The following is a 12,379-nucleotide window of genomic DNA, read 5'->3' as shown; positions in this document are numbered from 1 at the left end:
ATCGACATCCTCTATTGCGGCGTCTGCCATTCGGACCTGCACACGGTGCGCAGCGAATGGCCGGGGACGGTCTATCCGTGCGTGCCGGGGCATGAGATCGTCGGACGGGTGACCGCAGTCGGGCCGGAGGTGACCAGGTTCAGGGCCGGCGATCTCGCCGCCGTGGGCTGCCTGGTCGATTCCTGCCTGACCTGCCCGGCCTGCAAGGAAGGGCTGGAGCAATATTGCGAGGGCGGCTTCGTCGGCACCTATAACGGCGCCGACAAGATCACCGGCGAGAACACCAAGGGCGGCTATTCGGACTCGATCGTCGTGCGCGAGGAGTTCGTGGTGCATGTGCGGCATGACGAGAAGGATCTGGCCGCGGTCGCGCCCTTGCTCTGCGCGGGCATCACCACCTACTCGCCGCTCCGCCACTGGAATGTGGGGCCGGGCAAGAAGGTCGGCGTGGTCGGGATCGGCGGTCTCGGCCATATGGGGATCAAACTCGCCAGCGCGCTCGGCGCGCATGTCGTCGCCTTCACCACTTCGGCCAGCAAGGTCGAGGACGCCAGGGCGCTGGGCGCCGACGAGGTGGTCGTCTCGCGCGATCCGGCACAGATGCAGGCGCAGACCGGAAAGCTCGACTTCATCCTGAACACCGTGGCGGCGCCGCACGATCTCGACGCCTTCCTGACGCTGCTGAAGCGCGACGGGACGATGGTGCTGGTCGGCGTGCCGTCGACGCCGCATCCACCGCTGCACCCCGCCAATCTGGTCATGCAGCGGCGCAGCCTCGCCGGCTCGCTGATCGGCGGCATTCCCGAGACGCAGGAGCTGCTGGATTTCTGCGCCGAGAAGGGCATCGTCTCCGACATCGAGATGATCCCGATCCAGCAGATCGAGGCGGCTTACGAGCGCATGTTGAAGAGCGACGTGAAGTACCGCTTCGTCATCGACATGGCGTCGCTGAAGTAAGGGGGCCCACCCCCTGCCCCCTCCACGAAGGCGTGGAGGGGGGTGTGCCCTGCCCTCCCCTCCAGCTCTTGCTGGAGGGGCCGGGGGTGGCTCTTCTTCCTAGAAGAACAGCTTCCTCAGCGTGATCGTCACCGAGCGGCCGATCGGGTCGACAATGCCGGGCTGGTAGCTGAGCGGCATGACACCGTTGCCGTCGGTGACCCCGATCCGCTGGTCGAACAGATTGTTGAACTCGACCGAAATGCGGGTGCCGCGCAGGAACGGCATGCGGCGGACCAGAGCGCGCTGCTGCGACAGGTCGGCGAACAGGCGGAGGTTCACGGTCGCGAGGTCCGAGAAGCTAAGGTCGGTCGCGCCGCCGAGCGCGCCGTCGACCCGCGTCCCGCTTTGCCAGCGGCCGGAGAGCTGCGCGCCCATGCCGTCGCGGAAGATGCCGGCCTGCAGCTCCACCTCGTGGCGCGGATTGCCGCCGAGATTGCCGGCCGCCGAGCCGTTCAGGAAATCGAGCTCCGGCACGCCGGGGCGGATCAGCACCTGATCCTGCAGCCGCCAGGTGTGGAACAGGGCGAAGTTGATCCGCCCGCCCCGGCCGCCGAAGCCGCCGCCGCCAAAGCCGCCACGGCCGCCGCGCCCGCCGAAGCCGCCACGGCCGCCGCCCTGGCCGAAGCCGCCCTCGCCGCCGCGCCTGCGTCCGCCAAACCCTTCCGGCGGCGCCTCGCCGCGCTCGCGGGCCTCGCGCATCCGCTGCCGGAACGCCTCCCAGCCACCCGGCGGCGGGCTGTTCTGGATCGGGCGGGAATAAGTGACGCCCCAGCGCAGCTCCTGCCGCTCGGCGCGGGCGAAATTGACCGGCCGGCTGTCGATGCTGAGCAAATTGCCGCCGAGATCGCGGATGAAGCGGGACGGGAACGCCGCCTCGATCTCCGGCGTCGCGGTCGGGAATTGCGCGATCGGATCGTCGATCCGGGTGCGGACGTAATTGGCCGTGAAGACCAGATCGGTCTCTTCGAACGGGCGGACGGTGAGGCCGAGGCGCAGGATGCGCCGCGTCTCCGACAGCAGATCCGGATTGCCGCCGGTGATCCGGGTGATGTCCACGGTCCGGCCGGTCTGGAAATCGAACACGCGCGAATTGGGATCGCGCGAGAGGGGATCGCCCAATTGGGTCATGCTGGGCGCGACCTCGCGCTGCTGCCAGGAAGCGATGAACTGGACGGCGGGCAGCGGCGTCCAGCTGAGGCCCGCGCCGAACGTGGTGAGGGTGCCGAAGTCCGACAGGGTTTCGGCCTCGGCGTTGAAGTTGAGGGAAAGGTCGCCGAGCGCGGCGAGCACGTCGCGGCTGCGCCTCGCGATCGGCAGATCGACGCTGACCTGGCCATTGCCGGCGGTGCGCGAGAGATCGCGGATGTCGGTCAGGCCGGCGCGGAAGGATTCGCCCTCCAGCCCCTGGGTCGCGCCGCCGATGCGGGCGCTGAGCGTGACCGGGCCGGCCGGCAATTGGAACAGGCGGCCGTTGACCAGCAATTGCGCGTCGGCGCTGCTTGTCCGGGTCTCGGTGCGGTCGTCGGCGAGCGGGACCAGGACGCCCGCGAGAGCCGCATAGGGGTTGAACCCGGGATCACTGGCGAGCAACCGCGCCTGAGCCGCGGCCGTGGCGAACCCCGTGCCGGTGCGGCTCTCGTTGCGCGCCCAATCGGCATTGGCGGTGAAGTTCCAGCGCCATAGCGGCGCGAGGTCGCCGCTCATCGTCAGGCCGCCATGCAGCGTCAGGCCCTCGCTCTCGCGGACGAGCGGGCCGGCGCCGGCATAATAACGGTTCAGCACGATGTCGTTGCCAAACGGCGAGAAGGGATTGCCGGCCGGCAGCGTCAGGCTGACCCGCGGCAGGCCGAAGAGGCGCTCGCTCTCGGTCGCCTCGGCGCGCAGGTTCAGCGAGGCGGCGACATTGCCGAAGATCATCCGGCTGTAGGTGGCGTTGCCGGAGAGACGCCGGGTCTCGGCGACGAGGCTGCGGAACCGGCCGACATCGCTCACATTGGCGTTGTTCGCGCCAGGCAGGAAGGAGGCGAGGCCGGGGGCGCCGGTTGCGGCGGAGGCGGGAACGCCGGCGATGGTGACCGGCACGCCGGCAAGCGCGCTCAGCGCCGGATCGACCTGCGTCGCGCCGGCCGCCGGGATGATGTTGCCGAGCAGATCGAACGAGGTCGCCGCCTGACGAATGCCGCGCTCGCTTTCGAGCAAGGGTCCTTCGTCCGAGGCCTCGAGCTCGATGCTCCAGCGGTCCTGCTGGCCGATGCGGAGCAGTCCCGCCTCGGCCCGGTTCGCGGAGAAGCCGCCGTCGGTCGCCATGCGGCGGCCGAGCTCGGCGATGAAGGCGCGGAAACGCTGGCGCAGGACGATGTTCACTACCCGCTGGTCCGGCCGGTAGCCGAATTGCAGCGCGACCTCCTCGGGCAGGATCTCGACCCGGACGATGGCTTCAGGGGGAATGCCGCTGATCTCGCGGAAGCTGGAGATGCGCTGGCCGTTCAGCAGCACGATCGGCGGGCCGGAGCCGGCGCCCCGGGTCTGCGGCGCGATCGCCTCGACCAGCTCGCCGACCGAGGAGGCGCCGTAGGAGCGGACGTCGCGCGCGTTCAGCGTCTCGATCGGGCGAATGTTGCCGGGCACGGCGCCGCGCAAGGGCTGACCCATGACCACGATCGCTTCCTCTTCGTCGCCCTCTTCCGTGGCATCGCCGTTCTGCCCCGGCGGCGGCGGGGCGACGCGGGGCGCGGGCGGTGGCGCCTGCTGCGCGAGCAGGGGCGCCGGCGCGACGCCGGCGAACAACAGGGTGAGAAGGGGAAGACGCAAGGGGGACAAGAAACTGCTCCGCGACGCGAACGTGCGAGCGCCTTTGCCAGTTGCGGCCTGAATGACCAGTGTCGCGCCCGTTCACTCTCAAGAAAATTTGTAACAGTTTGTAGCGGCGTTGCCCTTGGCGGATGGGCACGCTTCGCCCTACACTTGGCGGCAGGGGAAAAAGATGCGCACGTTCAAGCTGCTCGCCTGGCTGACCATCTATTATGCGGCGCTTGGGCTGGGCCTGTTCGTCGCGACCCTGCTCTATCCGCCTTTGATCGATTTCCTGCCGATCGGCGGGGTCGAGGCGCTGATCAACCAGCCGGCCGGGCGGACCGGTGTGCAGATCGGCGCGAGCCAGGTCGGCAATCTCGGCGACAGCCTGATGTGGCTGGCGATCGCGATCGCCGGCGCTTTGGTCGCGGCGATCCCGGTGAGCTGGACCTACATCAAGGTTCGCCATCGCGACGAATATGACCAGGCGCTGGTCCAGACGGTCGTGCTGCTGCCGATGATCGTCACCTCGATCGTCATCGTCGTCCACAATTCGCTCGCGCTGGCTTTCGCGCTCGCCGGGATCGCGGCCGGGGTGCAGTTCAGGAACGCGCTCAAGAGCCCCGGCGACGTGCTGTTCATCCTGCTGTCGATCGGCATCGGCCTGGCGGCGGGGATCGGCGCGGTCGAGCTGGCGATCGTGATGTCGATCGCGTTCAACTACTCCTTCCTCGTCCTGTGGATGACCGATTACGGCCACCGTCGCGGCGGCGAGCGCTTCATGCGCAGGAGCAATCTGTGGGATGATCAGGACGAGGAGGAAGAGGCGGAAGAGGAGCGCCGCAAAGCCAGGAAGGAAAACGAGGCTTGAGCCGCGCCGCTCTTGCCTTGCTCCTTCTGGCGAGTTGCACCGGCAGCCCGGCAAGCAACGAAGCCAACGCCTCCGCCAATTCCGAGGCGGACGGCGTGCGGGTGATCGCGCTGCCGGAGAGCCTCGCCGAGATCTCCGGCCTTGCCGTTGCGAGCCCGACCAGCCTGTTCGCGCATGACGACGAGCAAGCGATGGTGCGGGAAATCTCCGTCGAGAACGGGCGGATCCTGCGCTCCTTCCGCTTCGGCGGAAGGGGCGATTTCGAGGGCATCGCGGCGCCGGACGGCCGCATCTTCGTCATCACCAGCGAAGGCATGCTGAGCAGCTTCGCGGCCGCGGCAGACGGCGCGACGGTGACGCCCGAGACAGTGGACACCGGCGCCGGCGAGCAATGCGAGATCGAGGGCCTGTCGCTCGCGCCCCAGCCGGGCCGGCTGCTGATCTTGTGCAAGGAGATACGGGGGCGCGGCAATCGCGGCCGCCTGCTGATTCTCGCCTGGGACATCGCGGCGCGACGGCTCGCGCCGTTCATCGACGCGGACCTGGAGGAGGCGCTGGGCGAAAACCGGCGCGGCTTCGCCCCCTCCTCGATCGACTGGGACGCAGGCCGGCGGCGGATCGTCATCGTCTCGGCGCGCAACCGGCTGCTGCTGGAGCTGGACGAGCGGGGCCGCGTCACCAATCAGCGGGTGCTGGAAGCGCTGCGCCATCCGCAAGCCGAGGGCGTCGCGGTGATGCCGAACGGCGCGCTCGCGATCGCCGACGAACGGGGCGACAGCGGCGGAAGCGGCCGGCTGACCGTCTATCCGACCGCCCGCTAGAGGCAGGTCCGGAGCAGGTTACGCTCGACCTCCGCCGGCGTGGCGACATCCTCGAAGAAACCATTCAACCAGGTGGCCGCCGACTGGCGCGAGCCGGCGCTTAGCTCCGCCACCTCATTGAGCGCGGCGAGGACAGCGCGGCGGGCGGCGAAAAATTCGGCCGCGACGGCAAGCGCATGGCTGTTGTGGGAACAAAAGCCGCGATAGCGCCGGATCCGCATGTTGCGCACCGGCACCTGGGCCGGCGGCACCGCATAAGGCGCGTTGACCAGACCCGAATAATCGAAATCGTAAGGCACCGGGACCAAGGCCGCCCCCGCCGCCTGCGCGCCGAACAATTTCGTGTTGTGGCAGCAGGTGTCGCCGGCCGGGCCGGCGTTCATCGCCCAATCGAGATTGCCGACCATATAGTTGAACACGGCAGTGCGGGCGGCGGCGCGCGGATCGAGCCGGGCGACCGGGATGGTCCCGCGCAGCTCCACCTCCGTCAGGCCGTTGCGACGCGCGGCGGCGTCCGTGTCCTCGATCAGGAAGCCGAGCCGGCTGGCGATCGGCTGGCGCGAGCCCTCGTCGACATAGTCTATGCGGGCGAGGCGGACGCGCAAGGACACCGGGGTGAGCGCGTTCAGCAACCGGTAGGCGGCATATTCGAGCAAAGTGAAGTTGCTGAACGATTCCTGCGCGCGGCAATGGGTGACGAGCTTCAGCCGGCGTTGGCCGGTGAAGAAGGATGTGGCGGCCGGCCGCTCGCGAAACTCGATCCGGAGCGGCGGGAATGTGCAGACGTCGCGCCGGCGGCGGCTGATCCCGCGTGGCGAGAGGCGGATCGCGTGCGTCTCGGTCCGCGCGCCGCTCAGCGTCAGGGTCGCGTCGCGCGCCTCCTCGGACCGCTCGGCAACGCGCATCAGGTCGCGCAGCGGGCCGCGGATGGTGAGCTGGATGATCTGCTGATCGGCGAACAAAGGGTGCGGCGCGCGCTGAGCGGCGGCCGGCGTCGCGGCCAGCGCGGCCAGAACCAGCGCCATCCATCGCGTCATCGCGCCGCTCCCCCCGGCACGACATGCGCCGTCGCCTCGCCGTTGACGATCTCCAGATAAGTCCGCGGGCCGCCATAACGGGCCGAGATACCGGTATCGATCGCGATCAGCCGGCCACCGTGCAGGAACTGGATGCCGGCGAGGTTGGGCGTATGGCCGACGATCATCCGCCGCGCGCCGAAGGCGGCGAGGACGGCCGTAATCTCCTCCTCCATCGACGGCGGGGGCGCTTCGGCCACGGCGGTCGCGGGCGGCGCCTCGGTATCGGCGTCGCGCCGGATCAGCCCCCGATACCAGAGCGGCCCGCGCGGGTCGTTGATGATCGCGTCCCGACCCTGTGCGTTGGCGTGCAGCGCCTCGGTCGCTCGGCGGTTGATTTCGTCGACCGAGAGATTGGCATAGGCGACGCCGATCCCGCCATGAGCGAAGAGATTGCCGTCGATCAACGCGACGGCCGGATTGGAGGCGACCCAGCGACCGATCTCGCCGGTGGGCGCCCAGGCGGCGCGATGCTCGATCTGGCCGAGCGGGGTTTCGCGCTCGAACCGGTCGCGGATCTGCCCACCAGTGAGGCGCGCATCGCGATCACGGTAATGCGTTTCGATCGCCCCGCGGTTCCGCTCGTAGAAACGGTCGCGGCGGCGGCGCGAATCCCGGGTCGCGAAGGCGGCATATTCGCCCGGATGAACGTAGCGCAGATCGCCGGTGAGGTTCATCGCCTCGTGATTGCCGACCAAAGCGACGACGCGGCCGCCGGCCCCCTGGGACTCGCGCTGCAGCCGGATCAGGTCGCGAATGATGCGCAGGGAATCCGGGCCACGATCGGTGACATCGCCGGTCTGGACGAAGATCGCATCGCCGCCGATCCAATGGTCGCGCGCGTCGATCAGCCGCGCGGCGCGCAGGATCGCGACGAAGGCTCTATGATCGCCGTGCAGATCGCCGACCGCGACGATGCGGGGCGTCGCCGGCGCCGGACTGGCGAGCACGAGCAGGAGCAGCAATGTTGCGTCGATCCAGTGCCTCGCCCACGCCCACATGAGGCGAGCCTAACCGAAGGGGGTGGCGCGGTCGAGGTCGCGCCTTTCCGCCCCGTTCACCTTTGCCGAGTATCAGGCCTTCATGCTGCTCAGGATCGAGTTCGGCCTGCTTCTCTTCATCGGCGCGGCGAGCGCGATGATGGCGCTCGACGCTCTGCTGCCGGGCTGAGGCTCAGCCGGCGACCGGCTCGGCGACGAGCTGATGATCGGTCGAGAGGCCGGCCGGCGCACCACCATAAGCGCGATCGAGATAGCGGCCGGCGAGTTGGTAATGGGCCCAGCTGGCCCGCGTGTCGGCGGTCCGCACACCCAGGTCGAGATGGAAATCCGCCCGCTCCAGCCAATAATCGCGTTCATCGCCCGGATGCTCCGGGCCGAATCTGAACAGCGCCATCTGCAACTCCCTGGGGTGCCTTCCCCAGCCATCAACCGTTCGCGCCGTCCCGTGTTCCCGCGGCAAAGGATCGACTCATCAGGATACTGATCGAGGTCAATATTTTTGGCGGATACGTTTCCGGCCTGCGGCGTTTTGCGTTCGAAGCGACAAGGGAGCGGGCCGATGCCGCGCGGCGACAAATCAGCCTATACCGACAAGCAGAAGCGCAAGGCCGAGCATATCGCCGAGGGCTATGAGGATCGCGGCGTGCCGGCGAAGCGCGCGAAGGCTCGCGCCTGGGCCACGGTCAACAAGGAATCGGGCGGCGGCAACAAGTCCGGATCGGGGCGCGGCAAGCCCGACACGCACGTTTCCTCCTCGCGCGGCGGCCGCGCCCAAGAGTCCGGCTCGGCCGAGCAGCGCTCGGCGGCGGCCCGCAAGGGCTGGGACACCCGCCGCAGGCGCGGCAACGCCTGATGGGAACCCTGCCGCGCTTCAGTCTTTTTCGCGACCGCAATTGGGAGGAATCCATGCCAGACGAGTTTACCGACGCGATCGCCCTGCTGAAGGCGGACCACCGCACGGTGGAGAATCTCTTCGCATCTTACGAGAATGCGCGCGGCATGGAGCGCAAGCGCAAGCTCGCCGGGGAAATCTGCGACGAGCTCAAGATCCATACGATGATCGAGGAGGAGATTTTCTATCCGGCGCTCAAGGGCAAGATCGAGGACGAGCTGCTCGAGGAGGCCTATGTCGAGCATGACGGGGCGAAGGTCCTGATCAACGACATCATGACCGGCAGCCCTGAAGAAGAATTTTACGACGCCAAGGTGAAGGTGCTCTCCGAGCAGATCGAGCATCACGTCAAGGAAGAGGAGCGGCCGTCCGAAGGCATGTTCTCGCAGGCACGCGACACCGACGTCGACCTCGTCGCGCTTCGCGACGCGATGCTCGCCCGCAAGCAGGATCTGATCGCGCAGGCCGAAGCGGGCGTTCTGCCGCCGGCCAAGCCGAGCGTCGTCGAACCGGCCTGAGCCGGCCCTAGCAGCCGAGCGCGGCGAGGTTGGTGCGTGCGTTCTGAAGCTGGCGCATCCGCTCGGCCCGCACGGGCGAGGTTCGCGCGAGATAAATCTGACGCCGGAGCTCACCTTCGAGCCGGTACCAGTCGCTCGAACGGGTGATGGGAAAGCCGTATCGCGGCCCGATCGGCGCAATGATCGACCAGGCGCGATCCTGCACCTGCTGGTTCCCACTGCTGTTAGTTCTCTGCATGCTGATCGCTCCCCCGATCGCCTCTAGATCCGCCTCGGCGACGCGCAATTGTCCTTCCGACCAGCTTTCGGGCGTCGAGCCATCGCGGTTCAGCTCGGCGTAGAGGCGGCGGTTGTTCTCGCAGCGCTCGTCGCGCGCGGCGGGATCGTAGGGGCTGTTCGCGCTCGGCCCACGCTGCCCGCCGCGCCCCCTTCCGCGCGGATCGGCATAGGGGCCGGTGTCGCTGTCGGTGACGCCGCTGCCGCCCCGGCCGCGGCCGACCGGATCGGAAGGGTCGCTGTCGGTGACGCCGGTCGCGCCAGGACGCGGCCCGCCGCCCCTGCCCCGGCCGGCGGGGTCCGCGCCAACGCCGCTGTCGCTGTCGGTGATGCCAGTCCCGCCGCCCCGTCCGCGGCCGACCGGATCGCCGGGATCGCGGTCGGTGACCTGGCCCGCCTGGGCACGGCCGATCACCAGCCCGAGCGAGCCGGCGCCGGTCGCCGCGCCGCCGGCAACGGCAGCGATGAACGACCTGCGACTGATCCTGCGCCTCATGACCTTCCTCCCGTTACTCCATGCGTCCGCGCTGGCAGCGCATGAGTGCGGCATAGCGATCGTCGCCGCTGCCGCGGCCGCGCCGGGCCGGATCGGCATAGGCGCCGCTGTCGCGGTCAGTGATGCCGGTCACGCCGCGGCCGCAGCCGGGCGGATCCGCGTTCGGCCCGCAGTCGCTGTCGGAGAAGCGCTGCGAAGCGCTGCCGCCCCGGCCCCGCCCGGCGGGATCGGCGCCCTGGCCGCTGTCCGTATCGGTGATTCCGGTGCCGCCGCCCCGCCCACGGCCGACCGGATCGGACGGGTCACGGTCCGTGATCCCGGTCTGCGCCATGGCGGGCGCGATCAGCGCCAGAGTCCCGCCAGCCGTGCCGCCGGCGACGCTAGCGAGGAACGACCTGCGATTGAGCGATCGGCGCTTCATCGGCTTTCCCTCAAGGGCAATTATAGTTCTGCATCAGAGTGACGATTTGGGCACGATACTGACGGTAACTCACCAGCTCCTGCCGCACCTGCGCCATCCGCTGGTCGAGCTGGGCGACGGTATTATAGGGATCGTTGTTGCTGGAAACGCTGAGGCCGACGCCCGCGACACGATTGGCATAAGTCGCCGCGTATTGATCGGGTTGGGCGCGCGCGTACGGCAACGAGCCAACCAGCTCCCCGTAGACCCTCTGCATGTCGCCGATCAGTGTCTCGCGCCGACGAATCTCGTAATCGGCGATATTAATCTGGCCGCGCGCCGCCTGGCATTCCTGGGCCTGACACTGGCGCGCCACGTTGACGTCGGCGCCGAACTGCCGTCCGCGGCCACGCTGCGGCGGATCGGCGCTCGAGCCGGTGTCGGCGTCGGTGACGCCGGTATGTTCGCCGACGCCGCGCGGCGGGCCGCTGGCGCCGCGGCCCCGCCCCGCCGGGTCCGCGCCCGGTCCACTATCGGCATCAGTGAGGCCAGTGCCGCCGCCGCGGCCATAGCCGACCCGGTCGCCGGGATCGCGGTCGGTGATGCCGGTCTGGGCGGCGGCCGGCGCGATCACGGCCAATGCGCCGCCGCCAATAGCCGCACCGCCGGCGACCTTCGCCAGGAACGAGCGACGGTTGAGCTTTCTGGTCTCTTTCATCCCTGACCTCCTCCGTTAGCGCGCGCGACGGCGGCCGCGCCCACGACCGGGCAGATCAGCGGCGCATCCCGCGTCCCTGTCGGTGGCCCGGGTCATCGGCCGCCGAGGCCGCGCGCATCCCGCCTGATCGGCGCCGGGGCGAAATCATTGTCGGTAAGCCGGCGCAGGCGCCTCGGGCGCGACCGGCGCGCGCCTCTTCCTCGCCGAGGCCCGGATAATTGGGGTCTTGCGCCGCGGCGCCGGTTGCGCCGAGCAGCGCGGCGCCACCGCGACCCGAAGGAGGAACGAACGGCGATTGAACCTACGCACTGCTTTCATCGGATTCCTCCTGCAGCGTGGCTCGCGAGATGCTCCGCCTATTTGGATCAAGTTGCAAGGGCGAAACGATCTTCGCGCGGGACAGGCCGACTCCCGTTCATCATCCGATGAGGCTAGTCTGAGGCGAATGACGAGAGGAGCATCCCGATGACCGACCTCATTCTCTACACCAACCCGATGTCGCGCGGGCGGATCGCCCGCTGGATGCTGGAGGAGGTCGGCCAGCCCTATGAGACCGTGATCCTCGATTACGGCACGACGATGAAGGGCGCCGACTATCTGGCGGTCAACCCGATGGGCAAGGTGCCGGCGATCAGGCATGGCGACACGGTGGTGACCGAGGCCGCCGCGATCTGCGCCTATCTCGCCGACGCCTTCCCGGAGGCCAATCTCGCGCCGCCGCCGACGAGCATGGCGCGCGGGCCTTATTATCGCTGGCTGTTCTTCGCCGCCGGGCCGGTCGAGCAGGCCGTGACCGGCAAGTCGATGGGCCTGCTCGCGCCGGCCGACAAGCAGGCGATGGTCGGCTACGGCAGCTATGAGGCGGTGATCGACGCGCTGGAAACCGCGCTCCGCCCCGGCCCCTATATCTGCGGCGAGCAGTTCACCGCCGCCGACCTCTATCTCGGCGCCCAGCTCGGCTGGGGCATGATGTTCGGCACGATCGAGAAACGACCGGCGTTCGAGGAGTATTTCGGCCGGCTCCAATCGCGCCCGGCGGCGCGGCGCGCCGACGAGCTCGACAATGCGGCGATGCCGCGGGAGCAGCCGCAGCCGACGCCCCAGCCGGCATGAGCGAGGAGCGGCTGCGCGAAGCGATCGCGCTCTATGACCGGTTCACGCATGACGGCATGGACCGGCGTGTCTTCATGGCCGAGCTGACCCGTATCGCCGGCGGCGCGGCGGCGGCGAGCATGATGCTCTCCGGGATCGCCGCCAACGCCCAGGCGGCGCCGCAGGTCGCGGCGGACGATTCCCGGCTGCAAAGCCGCGATCACCGCTTCAATTTCGACAGTGTCTCGATCAGCGCCTATCGCGTCATCCGACGAGACCTGGCGCCGCAGGGTGGTCGTCGCGCCCGCCCGCCCTCGGTGCTGGTGATCCACGAGAATCGCGGCCTCAACGAACATATTCGCGACGTGGCGAGGCGGGTGGCGCTGGCCGGTTTTGACACCACCGCGCCGGACTTTCTTTCGCTCG

Annotated in this window: 15 protein-coding genes; 8 read left to right on the top strand and 7 right to left on the bottom strand. The window is 69.0% G+C overall.

Features of this window, described 5'->3' with window-relative positions; all coding sequences use genetic code 11:
* A partial coding sequence (locus ACT4N3_RS02175) for an NAD(P)-dependent alcohol dehydrogenase (protein WP_444853567.1) occupies positions 1-957 on the top strand: 957 nt, incomplete at its 5' end.
* Between the two features lie 99 nt (positions 958-1,056).
* On the opposite strand, the gene ACT4N3_RS02170 is transcribed toward ACT4N3_RS02175, so the two are convergent.
* The gene (locus tag ACT4N3_RS02170; protein WP_444853566.1) at positions 1,057-3,810 is read right to left on the bottom strand and encodes a TonB-dependent receptor domain-containing protein; all 2,754 of its coding nucleotides are present in this window, start codon (positions 3,808-3,810) and stop codon (positions 1,057-1,059) included.
* 172 nt (positions 3,811-3,982) lie between these two features.
* On the opposite strand from ACT4N3_RS02170, the gene ACT4N3_RS02165 reads away from it, so the two are divergent.
* Both ACT4N3_RS02165 and ACT4N3_RS02160 read left to right on the top strand, forming a co-directional pair.
* Complete coding sequence (locus tag ACT4N3_RS02165) at positions 3,983-4,663, top strand: DUF4956 domain-containing protein (RefSeq protein WP_444853565.1); 681 nt, start codon at positions 3,983-3,985, stop codon at positions 4,661-4,663.
* Complete coding sequence (locus ACT4N3_RS02160) at positions 4,660-5,484, top strand: SdiA-regulated domain-containing protein (protein WP_444853564.1); 825 nt, start codon at positions 4,660-4,662, stop codon at positions 5,482-5,484. The genes ACT4N3_RS02165 and ACT4N3_RS02160 overlap by 4 nt, the downstream gene beginning before the upstream one ends.
* Here ACT4N3_RS02160 and ACT4N3_RS02155 read toward each other — a convergent pair.
* Both ACT4N3_RS02155 and ACT4N3_RS02150 read right to left on the bottom strand, forming a co-directional pair.
* Positions 5,481-6,521 carry a hypothetical protein gene (locus ACT4N3_RS02155; RefSeq protein WP_444853563.1) on the bottom strand — a complete coding sequence of 347 codons (1,041 nt, stop codon included), beginning with the start codon at positions 6,519-6,521 and terminating at the stop codon, positions 5,481-5,483. The genes ACT4N3_RS02160 and ACT4N3_RS02155 overlap by 4 nt on opposite strands.
* Positions 6,518-7,561, bottom strand: coding sequence for a metallophosphoesterase (locus ACT4N3_RS02150; protein WP_444853562.1), 1,044 nt, complete (start codon positions 7,559-7,561; stop codon positions 6,518-6,520). Before ACT4N3_RS02150 ends, ACT4N3_RS02155 begins: the two co-directional genes overlap by 4 nt.
* 22 nt (positions 7,562-7,583) lie before the next feature.
* On the opposite strand from ACT4N3_RS02150, the gene ACT4N3_RS02145 reads away from it, so the two are divergent.
* Entirely contained in the window at positions 7,584-7,730 is a 147-nt protein-coding gene (locus ACT4N3_RS02145; protein WP_444853561.1) for a hypothetical protein, read from the top strand.
* Between the two features lie 3 nt (positions 7,731-7,733).
* Here the strand turns inward: ACT4N3_RS02145 and ACT4N3_RS02140 are convergent, their stop codons facing one another.
* Positions 7,734-7,955 (bottom strand): hypothetical protein, encoded by a 222-nt coding sequence (locus ACT4N3_RS02140; protein WP_444853560.1) that lies wholly within the window; start codon positions 7,953-7,955, stop codon positions 7,734-7,736.
* A 165-nt stretch (positions 7,956-8,120) separates the two neighbouring features.
* Between ACT4N3_RS02140 and ACT4N3_RS02135 the strand changes: the two genes are divergently transcribed.
* Together ACT4N3_RS02135 and ACT4N3_RS02130 are read left to right on the top strand one after the other, a co-directional pair.
* Positions 8,121-8,414 (top strand): plasmid stabilization protein, encoded by a 294-nt coding sequence (locus tag ACT4N3_RS02135; protein ID WP_444853559.1) that lies wholly within the window; start codon positions 8,121-8,123, stop codon positions 8,412-8,414.
* A 53-nt stretch (positions 8,415-8,467) separates the two neighbouring features.
* Positions 8,468-8,971 carry a hemerythrin domain-containing protein gene (locus ACT4N3_RS02130; protein ID WP_444853558.1) on the top strand — a complete coding sequence of 168 codons (504 nt, stop codon included), beginning with the start codon at positions 8,468-8,470 and terminating at the stop codon, positions 8,969-8,971.
* Positions 8,972-8,978: 7 nt separating this feature from the next.
* Here the strand turns inward: ACT4N3_RS02130 and ACT4N3_RS02125 are convergent, their stop codons facing one another.
* From ACT4N3_RS02125 to ACT4N3_RS02115, 3 genes are read right to left on the bottom strand one after another with little or no spacing between them, the layout of a single operon-like run.
* Positions 8,979-9,743 carry a hypothetical protein gene (locus ACT4N3_RS02125; RefSeq protein WP_444853557.1) on the bottom strand — a complete coding sequence of 255 codons (765 nt, stop codon included), beginning with the start codon at positions 9,741-9,743 and terminating at the stop codon, positions 8,979-8,981.
* 13 nt (positions 9,744-9,756) lie between these two features.
* The gene (locus tag ACT4N3_RS02120; protein WP_444853556.1) at positions 9,757-10,164 is read right to left on the bottom strand and encodes a hypothetical protein; all 408 of its coding nucleotides are present in this window, start codon (positions 10,162-10,164) and stop codon (positions 9,757-9,759) included.
* Positions 10,165-10,174: 10 nt separating this feature from the next.
* Positions 10,175-10,861 (bottom strand): hypothetical protein, encoded by a 687-nt coding sequence (locus tag ACT4N3_RS02115; protein WP_444853555.1) that lies wholly within the window; start codon positions 10,859-10,861, stop codon positions 10,175-10,177.
* A gap of 465 nt (positions 10,862-11,326) precedes the next feature.
* Here ACT4N3_RS02115 and ACT4N3_RS02110 point away from each other — a divergent pair, with 465 nt between their 5' ends.
* Together ACT4N3_RS02110 and ACT4N3_RS02105 are read left to right on the top strand one after the other, a co-directional pair.
* Positions 11,327-11,974: a glutathione S-transferase family protein gene (locus tag ACT4N3_RS02110; RefSeq protein WP_444853554.1), complete on the top strand. Its 648-nt coding sequence runs from the start codon at positions 11,327-11,329 to the stop codon at positions 11,972-11,974.
* Positions 11,971-12,379: dienelactone hydrolase family protein (locus ACT4N3_RS02105; RefSeq protein ID WP_444853553.1), on the top strand; the 409-nt coding region annotated here is incomplete at its 3' end. The genes ACT4N3_RS02110 and ACT4N3_RS02105, both read left to right, overlap by 4 nt.

Origin of the sequence: Sphingosinicella sp. (assembly GCF_052388015.1) — a bacterium.
Classification (GTDB): domain Bacteria; phylum Pseudomonadota; class Alphaproteobacteria; order Sphingomonadales; family Sphingomonadaceae; genus Allosphingosinicella.
This window is presented reverse-complemented; position numbering and strand designations above follow the sequence as displayed.